The organism is Comamonas odontotermitis (assembly GCF_020080045.1).
GTDB lineage: Bacteria > Pseudomonadota > Gammaproteobacteria > Burkholderiales > Burkholderiaceae_C > Comamonas > Comamonas odontotermitis.
This window is the reverse complement of record NZ_CP083451.1, coordinates 3,522,006-3,534,558: the sequence shown is the minus strand read 5'-3', so window position 1 is coordinate 3,534,558 and position 12,553 is coordinate 3,522,006. Positions and strand designations below refer to the sequence as shown.

Here is a 12,553-nt window from a genome sequence, read left to right as displayed (position 1 = left end):
GTATGACACTGAATCGCCGCCACTTCTCTGCACGCTTGCTGGCCGCAGGCGCAGCCGCCGCAGGCCTGTCCGCCCAGCCTGGCTGGGCTGCTGCCTACAACAAGGGCAAACCGGTGCGTCTGCTGGTGGGTTTTCCGCCCGGTGGCGGAACCGATGCCATTGCCCGCCTGCTGGCCGAGAAGATGAAGGACAGCCTGGGCACTTCGGTGGTGGTGGAGAACAAGCCCGGTGCAGGTGGTCAGATTGCGGCGCAGCTGCTCAAGGCGTCGCCTGCCGACGGCTCCACCTTCTTTGTCACGCACGACCACACGATCTCCATCCTGCCCCAGGTCGTCAGGAACCCGGGCTTTGATCCGCATGCGGATTTTGTGCCTGTGGCGGGCTTTGCCAGTTTTGTGAATGCATTGGCCGTACCCTCGGGCCTGGGCGTCAAGTCGTTTGACGAGTACCTGCAATGGGTCAGGAAGCAGGGCGGAAAAAGCGCCGTGGGCATTCCCGCGCCTGCATCCACGCCTGAGTTTCTGGTGCAGGTCATCAACAAGCGCTTTCAGACCGATCTGGTATCGGCACCATACCGTGGCAGCGCGCCCATGCTGGCCGACATGATGGGTAACCAGATTCCGGCTGGCATCGGCTCGGTGCAGGATTTCATCGAAAGCCAGAAGGCGGGCAAGATTCGCGTGCTGGCCGTGCTGGGCGGCAAGCGCCAGGCACTGCTGCCCGATGTGCCCACCTTTGGCGAGCTGGGCCTCAATGGCCTGGAAGACATGCCTTACTACGGCATGTACGCCCCTGCTGGAACTCCGGCGGAAATGGTGAACGAAGTCTCGCAGGCCGTGGCCAAGGCCGTGGCCGCGCACGATGTGCATGCGCAGTTGGTGGCCATGGGCCTGTCTGTAGGCTACATGACGCCCGAGCAATTGCTGGCGCGTGAGAAGGCCTATACCGGGGTGTGGCAGCGCATCATCCACGACAGCGGGTTCAAGCCGCAGTAGTACTCATTTTTTGATAGCTGAATGCGCCCTGCTGTTATGTAATAGCAGGGCTTTTGTTGTTGATGGCAATGTTGCCATATATGTTGCTAAATGCAACGCCTTGATCGTGTTCAGCGCTCCCCCTGAAAAGAGGCCCGTTGCCAGGGGGAATTTTGGTACGCTCTCGCCATCCAAAGGGAGAGCTTTGTGAATCAACGAATACAACACTGGCTGGCTGGCCTGGGATGGGCGGCGCTGGCGGCAGGCGCGCATGCCACCACGATCACGGCGGTATCGCCACAGGGTGAGGTGGCGCGGGTGCGCCAGGTCGTCGTCAAATTCGATGCGCCTGTGGTGCCCATGGGCGACCTGCGCGCGGCCGCTCCGGTCAAGATCGATTGCGACAACAAACAGGTAATCAGCCAGGCCACTGGCCGCTGGACAGGACCCAAGGAATGGGTGCTGGATCTGGCCGATGATCTTCCGCCTGGTGTGAACTGCACGGTGGACAAGCTCGCGGGCCTCAAGGACGCAGCCGGCGAGCAGGTCAAAGGTGCAGCACAGTACCGCTTTGGCACCGGCGGGCCGTCGGTGGTGCGCAACGCACCGAGCAGCTACCAGGATCTGGATACGCAGCAGTATTTTGGCCTGCAGTTCAATGCCGACGTGATCGACAAGACGGTCGAGAGCAGCAGCTGGTGCGCCGTCAAGGGCATTGGTGAGCGCATCCCTGTCAAATTGCTCAGCGCTGCGCAGTCGCAGGCCTTCATGGTGCATGAGTTTGGCAAGAACGAACTGGCTCGGAACCCGCAGCGCTTTGTGGCGTTGCAATGCCAGCGCGCACTGCCCGACGGCGCGGAGATGAGCCTGGTGATCGGCCCTGGCGTCAGTACGCACAATGGGGTCTTGCAAAAGCGTGAACGCCGCTTCAACTTCCGTGTGCGACCGCCATTCACTGCCGAGTTCACCTGTGAACGCGCCAATGCGCAATCGGGTTGTCTGCCGATTCGTCCGCTGGCGATGATGTTCAGCGCACCGATCAGCCGCAAGCTGGCCAGGGACATCCGGCTGGAGACCTCCAAGGGCCCGCTCAAGCCCGATGTGGAAGACGGCGACGACGACACCGAAGTCTCTCGCGTCGATTTTGCGCCCCCGTTTGCCGAGAAAGACCAGTTGCGCATCGTGCTGCCCTCGGGCTTCAAGGATGTGCACGACCGCAAGCTGAGCAACGCCAATCTCTTTCCCCTGAAGGTGCAGATCGGGTTGATGCCGCCGCTCGCCAAGTTCGCTGCCGCACCCTTTGGCGTGGTGGAGCGCTTTGCCGAGGGCGACAAGGGACCAGCCATCCTGCCGGTGACCTTGCGCAATGTGGAGCAGGATCTCAACCTCAGCAATGTTGCCATTGAAGACAAGGGCACGGTCAGTACCTTGCAGTTGCAAAGCGATGTGGACATCATCCGCTGGTACTACAAGGTGCAGTATTACGACGGCTGGAAATCGGTCCGCCGCACCGACGCTGCCAAGGATTCGAAAACGCCACTGCCCAAGCCCCTGCCAGATGGCAGCAAGGACGATGTGGAGGCTCGCATGCTCTCGTTGCTGGAGGGGCAGGGCGGCAGCAAGAAGCTGGCGCTGCCCAAGTCCGACAGCAAGGATCCCCGGCCATTCGAGGTGGTGGGCATTCCGCTGCCCACGGGTTTCCATGTGGTCGAGATCGCCTCGCCGATGCTGGGTGATGCGCTGCTGAATACAGGCTACGAAGCTGCCAGACGCGTGATGTATGTGCGTACCTCGGCCCTGGTTACCAATCTGGGTGTGCATTTCAAGCTGGGTCGGGAGAACTCGATGGCCTGGGTCACGAGCCTGGACAAAGGCAAGCCCGTGCCGGGCGCACAAGTGCGCGTATCCAGCTGCGATGGCAAGACGCTGGAGATGGCAACCACCGACAAGGATGGCATTGCGCGCTTTGAGAAGCTGCAGACCCAGCGCTCGGTTCAATGCCTGGGGCCGCAGGACGACACCAGTTCCGCCTATTTTGTGAGTGCGCGTGCCACGGTCGATGGCAACCCCGACATGGCCTTTGTCTGGACCGACTGGCAGCGTGGCATCGAGAGCTGGCGCTACAACCTGGAAACCGACACCAGCCCGCTCAAGGATGTCGTGGCCCACACCATCCTCGACCGCAGCCTGCTGCGCGCGGGCGAGACCGTGTCGATGAAGCACATCATCCGTACCCAGACCTTGAATGGTCTGGGTCTGGTGGACAAGGAGCAACTGCCAGGCACCGTGGTGATCACGCACCAGGGCAGCAATGATGAGTTTGAACTGCCGCTGCACTGGAGCCGCCCGGGCAACAGCCTGTCTGCCAGCTCCGAGTTCAAGATTCCCAAGTCGGCCAAGCTGGGTACTTACAACATCAGTCTCAAGGGCGGAAAAGGCAAATGGGGTTCGCAAGAGCTCGGCACGGGCTCGTTCCGTGTCGAAGAGTTCCGTCTTCCTGTGCTCAAGGGCAGCGTGGTGCCCGATATGGCTGCGCCCATCGTGCAACCGGACAAGCTGGGCGCGCAGGTACAGCTTTCGTACCTGTCGGGCGGGGCTGCCGCGCGCCAGGCTGTCACTGCCTCGGCTGCAGTGCAGTCGCACTATGTGGGGTTTGAGGATTACGACAGCTTCTCGTTTGGCCGTCCTCATCTCAGCGGCAGGCTGCCCGGCGCTGACAGCGAGGACTACAGCAGTGATCGCCGGGTGATCGCCGACAAGCTGCCGCTGACTCTGGATGCGAACGGCACGGGTACGGCAGTCATCGACAAGATTCCGACATCGAAAGCACCGCAGGATCTGCTGCTGGAAGCCAGCTTTTCAGACCCCAATGGCGAGGTACAGACCCTGAGCCACAGCAGTGTGATCTGGCCCGCTGCCGTGGTGGCAGGCATCAAGGCCGAGAACTGGGCATCGACGGACAAGAAGCTCTCCTTCCAGGCGCTGACACTGACACCTTCGGGCAAACCGGTCTCAGGTGTCAAGCTGCAGGTCAAGGCTGTGGCGCGCATCGTCACTTCCACCCGCAAGCGCATGGTGGGGGGCTTCTACAGCTACGAAAACCATGAGAGCTTTCAGGACCTGGGCACTGTATGCAGCGGCAAGAGCGACGCCAAAGGCATGCTCGACTGCAGCACCCAGCTCAAGGACAACGGCGAGGTTGAGCTGATTGCAGAAGCGCAGGACGACAAGGGCCGCATATCGCAGGCGGCGACCTCCGTCTGGGTGACCAAGCAAGGCGAGCTGTGGTTTGGCGGCGATGACAACGACCGCATGGATCTGCTGCCTGAAAAGAAAGCGTACAAGGTGGGTGATACCGCCCGTTTCCAGGTACGCATGCCCTTCCGTGAGGCAACGGCGCTGGTGACGGTGGAGCGCGAAGGCATCATCCAGAGCCAGGTAATGACCTTGCGCGGTGACGACCCTACCGTTCACCTGAAGGTGCAGGAAGGCTGGGGCCCCAATGTGTACGTGAGCGTGATGGCCTTGCGTGGCCGCCTGCGCGATGTGCCGTGGTACAGCTTCTTCACCTGGGGCTTCAAATCGCCGCGTGAATGGTGGACGGCCTTCTGGTACGAAGGCAAGGAATACGTGGCGCCGACGGCGCTGGTGGATCTGTCCAAGCCTGCGTACCGCTTGGGTGCGGCCGAAATCCGTGTGGGCATTGCCGATCGCCAGTTGGCCGTCACGGTCAAGAGCGACAAGGAAAACTACCGCATCCGCAATACTGCCAAGGTGACGATCGAAGCCAAGCTGCCCAATGGCAAGCCAGCGGCTGGTGCGAGCGTGGCTGTGGCGGCGGTGGATCAGGCCCTGCTGGAACTCAAGCGCAATGACAGCTGGGCGCTGCTCGACGCCATGTACCAGAAGCGCGCCTGGGGCGTGGAGACTTCGACGGCGCAGATGGAAATCATCGGCAGGCGCCACTATGGCCGCAAGGCCGTGGCGGCAGGTGGCGGCGGCGGCAGCGGCCAGACCCGCGAACTGCTCGACACCTTGCTGCTGTGGAAGCCCGACGTGATTCTGGACTCCAATGGCCGGGCCGAGGTGGATGTGCCGCTGAATGATGCACTCACCAGCTTCAAGATCGTTGCGGTGGCCGACAGCGGGTTGGAGCTGTTTGGTACCGGCAGCACGCAGATCCGCACCTCGCAGGAACTGCAGATCATCAGCGGCCTGCCGCCGCTGGTGCGCGATGGTGACAAATACGACGCGCAGGTTACCCTGCGCAACACAACCTCCAAGCCGATGCAGGTTGTCGTCACGCCCAAGGCAACCTTGCTGCAACTGGAGCCACAGACCGTGGAAATCCCCGCAGGAGATGCCAAGCTGGTGTCGTGGACGGTGACGGCCCCTGCCGATATGTCGCAAAGCCGCCAGGGCGAGTTGCTGTGGGAAATTGCAGCCAAGGACAAGAATGGCGACGCGGCTGATGCGCTCAAGGTCAGCCAGCGCGTGGTGCCTGCAGTGGCCGTCACCACCTTGCAGGCGACCCTGGTGCAGCTTGATGGCAACCTGGACATGCCAGTGAGTGCGCCTGCGGACGCGCTGCCAGGGCGCGGTGGCCTCAAGCTGTCGATGGTGCCGCGCCTGGCCGAAGGCTTGCCTGGCGTACGGGACTGGTGGGTGAACTACCCCTATGCATGCCTGGAGCAGAAATCCAGCAAGGCCATCGGCCTGCGCGATGCAGCGATGTGGAAGGACACCATGGACCGCCTGCCCACCTACCTGGATGGTGATGGCCTGGCCAACTACTTCCCGCCGCAACCCGGCAGCAGCAATACCGGCAGCGATACCCTGACTGCATACCTGCTGCAGGCCTCGTTCGAGATGAAGAAGCTCGATCCACAGTTTGCGTTGCCTGCCGCGTCGCTGGATCGCATGGCTGCGGCGCTGGGCAAGTTTGTTGACGGCAAGATCGAGCGAAAGTTCTGGAGCCCGCGCGCGGACCTGGATGTGCGCAAGATTGCCGCCATCAGTGCACTTGCCCTGCACGGCAAGGCGCAGCCGCGCATGCTCACCAGCATCAACATCGCCCCCAACGACTGGCCCACGCAGGCTGTGGTGGACTGGCTGTCGATTCTGCAGAATATGAAGGATGCGCCCAACCGCACCAAGCTGATGGAAGAGGCCAACCAGATTCTGCGTGCGCGCCTGAGCTACCAGGGCACCAAGGTGTTGTTCGCCAACGAGAACAACGACTACTGGTGGTGGCTGATGCAAAACGGCGACACCACATTGGCGCGCTTCATGCTCGTCATCATGGGTGATCCTGCCTGGAAGGATGATCTGCCTCGCCTGGCCAGCAGCTTCATCGGTCGCCAGAAGAGCGGTGCCTGGAGCACTACCACTGCGAACCTGTGGGGCGCGATGGCGCTGGAGCGCTTCTCGCGCATGTATGAGTCTGAACCGGTGACGGGGACGACTGAAGCAAGCATGGGAGGCAAGAGTGCGTCGGTGGACTGGAGCCGCATCACCAAGGCGCCGGATGCGATCGAGCTGCTGGCGCAGGGCGGCAAGCGTGCCGTGGGTCCGACGGAGCAGATCTCGCCGTGGTTGAATAACACCATGGATCTGCCCTGGGCCAATGGCCAGCAAAGTCTGAAGGTGCAGCAAAAGGGCACGGGCAAGCCGTGGCTGACGGTGCAGTCGCAGGCAGCGATACCGCTCAAATCGCAACTGTCCGCTGGCTACACCATCAGCAAGACCATCACAGCAGTGGAACAGGCCAACAAGAGCCTGCCGGCAGGCCAGTACACGCGTGGCGATGTGCTGCGGGTGACGCTGGAGGTCAATGCCAGCGCCAACATGACCTGGGTTGCGATCACCGACCCAGTGCCTGGCGGCGCCACCATTCTGGGCAGTGGCCTCGGCCGCGATTCGGCGCTGGCAACCGATGGCGAGAAATCCACCGGCTGGGGCTGGAAGGCCTTTGAGGAGCGTTCGTTCGAGGCATACCGCGCCTACTATGGGTACCTGCCGCAGGGCAAGCTCAGCTTGCAGTACAGCTTCCGCGTCAACAACACGGGCGAGTTCGCCATGCCTGCCACCCGCATCGAAGCTTTGTACGCGCCCGAGATGTTTGGCATGGTGCCCAACGCCAAAATGACGGTGGTGCCAGCGAGCAAGTGATGCAGCGATGGACCAACCCCTTGCGTGCGCTGGCCGTGGTATGGCTGGCGCACTCACCGCTGGCATATGCGGTGCCCAGCTTTGCCGAAGTTCAGCAGGATTTCAAATCGTCGGAAACCCGCGTGCTGTCGCGCGAGGGTGAACTGTTGCAGCGCGTGCGCACGGATTCCTCGGTGCGGCGGGGCGACTGGGTGCCGCTGACGGAGGTTTCCGCCGCATTGCGCACTGCCATGGTCTTGAGCGAAGACCGGCGCTTCTTTGAACACAGTGGGGTGGACTGGGCGGCGGTAACGGCTGCGGCCTGGGACAACCTGTGGAATCAGCGCACGCGCGGTGCCAGCACCATCACCATGCAACTGGCCGGTTTGCTGGATGGCGACTGGCGCCGCAGTAGCGGGGGGCGCAGTGTGGTGCAGAAGGCGGGACAGACCGTGGCGGCCCAGGTGCTGGATAGGCGCTGGAGCAAAACCCAGATTCTGGAGGCCTACCTCAACCTGGTGCCGTTTCGCGGCGAGATGGTGGGCATCGACGCGCTCTCGCGCACCTTGTTCGACAAGGCGCCACATGGGCTGGATGACCGTGAAGCCGCAGTGGCCGCCGCGCTGGTGCGCGCACCAAACGCACGCCCCGTGCAGGTAGGGCAGCGGGCCTGCGGCGTTCTCAAGGACATGCGCGCGGGCGCCGGTGTTGGTGTTGGCTCTGTGGATTGTGACGCCGTGGTGTTCTTCACCGAGGTGGCGCTCAAGAAGCGGGCCTTTGAAGCAAGCAACGGCATCGCGCCTCACTTCAGCCGCATTGCGCTGCGTGAGCAGCGCGACACCAAAGTGGCTGCATCGCGCCTACAAGGTGTAGCCAGCCTGCGAACCACGGTCAGTGCGCCGCTGCAGCGTTTTGCTGTCGATACGCTGAACCAGCACCTGCAGGAGTTGCGCACGAGCAATGTGCAGGATGGCGCGATCTTGGTGCTGGACAACGCCACGGGCCAGGTGCTGGCCTGGATCGGGTCATCGGGCGCGCTGAGCCAGGCTGACGAGGTGGATGCTGTTCTGGCCCCCCGACAGCCGGGCTCCACGCTCAAGCCGTTTTTGTATGGCCAGGCCATTGCGGAGCACAAGCTCACGGCAGCCTCGCTCATCGAGGATTCGCCGGCGCGCATTCCTACCGCCAGCGGCCTCTACATTCCGCAAAACTATGACCGCAGCTTCAAAGGCTGGGTATCAGTGCGAACGGCGTTGGGCGCGTCCCTCAATGTGCCGGCTGTGCGCACCTTGGTGATGGTAGGGGTCGACGATTTCTTTGACCAATTGAACCACCTGGGCATGCCCATGCGTGAATCGGGCAGCTATTTTGGCTATAGCCTGGCGCTGGGTAGCCCGGAAATTCCGCTGCTGCAACTGACCAATGCCTACCGTGCTTTGGCCAATGGCGGGCGCTACAGCGCGGTCGCCCCATCCATCACAGCCGTTGCCACCAAGCCGCAGTACCAACAGGTGATGGATGCGGGCGCGGCCTTCATCGTGGGCGACATGTTGGCCGACAACAACGCCCGCGTGCGTACGTTTGGCACCAGCAGCGTGCTGGGAACGCGTAGCTGGACGGCGGTCAAGACCGGTACCAGCAAGGACATGCGCGACAACTGGGCCATTGGCTGGTCTGATCGCTACACCGTGGGCGTGTGGGTGGGCAATGCCAGCGGTGCGGCCATGCATTCGGTAAGCGGCACCAGCGGTGCGGCGCCCATGTGGGCGGCGATGATGGGTTTTCTGCACCGGGACCGGCCCAGCCGCGCGCCGCAGGCACCTGCGGGCGTGGCGGTCCAATGGGTGGATTTTGGTGTTGCCCCAGAAGGGCAACCGGGTGCAGGTTTTGCGTTGGAAGCGCGGCGCCAGGAGTGGTTTCTGGCTGGCACCGCACAAAAGCGATTTGCGCTTGATGGCCAGGCGAGCGGCCTGGACGAGTTGCCCGCGAGCCGCCAACCGGGCGATGCGCAGGCGTCTACCCTCGCCCGCATCGTGGCGCCAGCGAACGGCACCATCGTAGCGGTCGATCCGGATATCCCGCCGGACCGCCAGCGTCTGCAGTTCGTGGCAGACAGTGCATCGGCACGTTGGCGCATGGATGGCAAGGAAGTGGCCCGCGGTGCGCGCTGGGCCTGGTTGCCGTGGCCCGGGCGCCATCAGGTGGAATTGGTCAATGCCAAGGGAGAGGTCCTGGACAGCATCCGGCTCGAAGTGCGGGGCGCGGGTGTGAAACAGTCCAGGCGCTGAACTTGTATGAAAAGCGGCTTTGGCAGCTTGCTCGTTTGGGGACCGTATATACGGCATGCTGTTGCCACAGCATGACCCTGTTTCAGTTGCTGGCAGAGATGGCGCGCAGGAGCTTCTGGCCGGCGCGGCCGTCGGCCTTCTGTCCCAGGCGGGTTTGCTCGGCCTTGATGGCTTCGCGCGTCTTGGCACCGATCATGCCATCAGCGCTGCCGATGTCGTAGCCGCGAGCGAGTAACGCCTGCTGCAGTTCCTTGTTCTGTGCGCGTGACAGGCCAGGGTCATCCGTGGGCCAGGCTGCGACAAAGCCGGTGCGGCTTTCAGCGGGGCTGGCCACCAGGTTCGACAGCTGGGCAATCGCCAGCGCGTAGTTTTCCGATGCGTTGTAGCTGTAGAGCGCATCAAAGTTACGCCCCACCAAAAAGGCCGGGCCACCGGCGGCAGGAATCATCAACCCGGCAGTGGGCAGGCTGTCGGGAAGTGGCTGGCCGTTCACCAGTGTCACTCCTGCAGCGCGCCAGGTAGCAATGGGCTTTTTGTTCTTGCGCCCTGCATCGCTGGCGTCAAAGTTGGCGGGCAGCTTCACCTCAAACCCCCAGGGTTGCCCTGGGCGGTAGCCGGCATTCTTCAGGAACGTGGCCGTGGAGGCCAGCGCATCGGGCACGCTGTCCACGATGTCGCGGCGGCCGTCGCCGTCAAAATCGACCGCGCTGCGAAAGAACGTGGATGGCATGAACTGGGTTTGGCCAAATGCACCTGCCCATGACCCGACCAGCTTGGATTCTGCGATGTGGCCTTCTTGCAGAATGCGCAGCGCGCTGGCGAATTCGCCGCGGAAGTAGGCCTGGCGACGGCCAAAACAGGACAGGGTACCGAGCGACTGCACCAGCGAACGGCCGCCCAGGTTCTGGCCGAAATTGCTCTCGACGCCCCACACGCCCACCACGATCTGAGGGGATACGCCGGTGCTCTGTTCGATCTTGGCGAGCGTGTCCTGCCACTTGGAGTAGGCGGCGCGGCCATCGGCCACACGCTGGTCGTCGACCAGCACCGCCAGGTAGTCCCACACCGGCATGCTGAACTCGGGCTGGCGATTCAGAAGCGGCAGCACCGTGGCATCGGGCTGCAGGTGCTCGGTGTACTGCGTGAATGTGGCCGGGGTGATGGCGGCGAAGGCCTTGCTGGCACGCAGCTCCGACAGGCAGGACTGAAACTCCGCGCTGCTGAGCTGGGGCGGCTCTTGCGGCGGGCTGGCTTGTGCCAGTGCGGCCGGGGCTGAAAAACCCAGGCTGGCAAGCAAGGCAAGCTGGGGCAAGGCAAGGGAGGTGCGGCGAAAGTTCATGCTGCGCAATATACCTGTTTGGTGACGCGCACTCTGGTAAACCCTGTACGGACGACCACTGTCATGGCTGGAACTGCCTCAATTTGTACGGGTTAACCCAAAACTATATGGGCTGGGCAATAGCGCTTATCGCCGGGTTGTTATGCGCTGGGCGGCGCGGCACACTACGCTGATAGGAAATTTGAAGCCGTGTGCCCAGCCGGGCATGGCAATACCCACCATGAGCCAGCCGACCGTACCCCAACCTATCCGTTTTTATCACCAGGGCCGCATCACGCAAGTCGATGGCACGGCGCCTACCTGCTCCGTACTGGACTGGCTGCGCGAAGATGCCCATTGCCATGGCACCAAGGAGGGCTGCAATGAAGGCGATTGCGGTGCCTGCACCGTGCTGGTGGCTGAACTTGCCGAAGCCGGCGATCCGCAGGCGGTGCAGGGCCTGAAGCTGCAGACCGTGAACGCCTGTATCCAGCTGCTGCCCAATCTGCATGGCAAGGCGCTGTTCACTGTGGAAGACATGAAAACCGCCTGCAAGCCGACGCAGGCTGATGCGGGCTGCGCCGATCTGCATCCCGTGCAACAGGCCATGGTGGAGTGCCACGGCTCCCAGTGCGGGTTCTGTACTCCGGGTTTTGTGATGTCTCTGTGGTCTGTCTACGAACAGCAGCAGGCGCAACATAGCCCTGCTCCCACCCGGCAGCAACTGGCCGATGCGCTGTCGGGCAACCTGTGCCGCTGCACCGGCTACCGGCCGATTCTGGATGCGGGCCAGCGCATGTTCGATCTGCCCGGTCGCCAGTTCGATACGGCGCCTGTTGTGGCTGCACTCCAGTCTCTGCACAGCGATGCGGATTGGCAGTACAGCGATGGCACGGCGCAGTTCCACGCCCCTGCCAGCCTGGACAGCCTGGCCCGTCTGCGCGCGCAGCTTCCGCAGGCGCGGCTGATTGCTGGCACTACAGACGTAGGCCTGTGGATCACCAAGCAGTTCCGCGAGCTGGGTGACATCATTGCCATTGGCCGCGTGGCCGAGCTGCGCCAGATCGAGGAGCGCGACGGTTCGCTCCATATCGGCGCCGGAGCCTCTCTGGAAGACGCCTGGGCCGCGCTGGCGCAGCGCTTTCCCAGCCTGCAGGATGTGTGGCTGCGTTTTGCATCGCCGCCGGTGCGCCATGCAGGAACCATGGGTGGCAATGTGGCCAACGGATCGCCGATTGGCGACGCACCCCCGGTGCTGATGGCCCTGGATGCCGAGATTGTGCTGCGCAAGGCCGAGCGCGTGCGGCGGATGTTGTTGGCTGATTTCTATCTGGACTACATGAAAAACCAGATGGAGCCCGGAGAGTTCGTGCAGGGCCTGGTGGTGCCATTGGCGCAGCTGCGGCAGCAGAATTTCCAGGTGCGAGCCTACAAGATCAGCAAGCGTTTTGACTGCGATATTTCGGCACTGTGCGCAGGCTTGGCCGTGGCCTTGGATGCGCAAGGCAAGGTGCAGGCGGTGCGCATGGCGTTTGGAGGCATGGCAGCCACTGTCAGGCGCGCGGCCAAGGCCGAAGCTGCTGTACTGGGCCAGCCATGGACGGCAGAAACCGTCAAGCTTGCGCAGCAGGCGTTGGCGCAGGATTTTCAACCGATGACCGACATGCGCGCCAGCGACACCTACCGTATGAAAGTGGCGCAAAACCTGCTGCAGCGGCTGTGGCTGGAGACGAGGGCCGATGCCCCGCTTGCCAGTGCCGATACCACCGTGTGGTCGGTGATGCCCCATGTGGTGCGCGCTACCAGCGAGCAAGGAGCCTGAC

At 62.9% G+C, this 12,553-nt stretch carries 5 protein-coding genes; 4 read left to right on the top strand and 1 reads right to left on the bottom strand.

Annotation, left to right across the window (positions count from 1 at the left end; genetic code table 11):
* Positions 1-2: 2 nt before the first annotated feature.
* The 3 genes from LAD35_RS16300 (at position 3) to pbpC (ending at position 9,412) form a co-directional block, all read left to right on the top strand.
* Entirely contained in the window at positions 3-995 is a 993-nt protein-coding gene (locus LAD35_RS16300) for a Bug family tripartite tricarboxylate transporter substrate binding protein (protein ID WP_224150033.1), read from the top strand.
* Between the two features lie 186 nt (positions 996-1,181).
* Positions 1,182-7,145 carry an alpha-2-macroglobulin family protein gene (locus tag LAD35_RS16295; protein ID WP_224150032.1) on the top strand — a complete coding sequence of 1,988 codons (5,964 nt, stop codon included), beginning with the start codon at positions 1,182-1,184 and terminating at the stop codon, positions 7,143-7,145.
* Positions 7,145-9,412, top strand: coding sequence for a penicillin-binding protein 1C (pbpC, locus tag LAD35_RS16290; protein ID WP_224150031.1), 2,268 nt, complete (start codon positions 7,145-7,147; stop codon positions 9,410-9,412). Before LAD35_RS16295 ends, pbpC begins: the two co-directional genes overlap by 1 nt.
* An 82-nt stretch (positions 9,413-9,494) precedes the next feature.
* Here the strand turns inward: pbpC and LAD35_RS16285 are convergent, their stop codons facing one another.
* A complete protein-coding gene (locus LAD35_RS16285; protein WP_224150030.1) occupies positions 9,495-10,751 on the bottom strand; it encodes a lytic murein transglycosylase in 1,257 nt (418 codons plus the stop codon).
* Between the two features lie 220 nt (positions 10,752-10,971).
* On the opposite strand from LAD35_RS16285, the gene xdhA reads away from it, so the two are divergent.
* A complete protein-coding gene (gene xdhA / locus LAD35_RS16280) occupies positions 10,972-12,552 on the top strand; it encodes a xanthine dehydrogenase small subunit (protein WP_224150029.1) in 1,581 nt (526 codons plus the stop codon).
* Position 12,553: the final 1 nt, after the last annotated feature.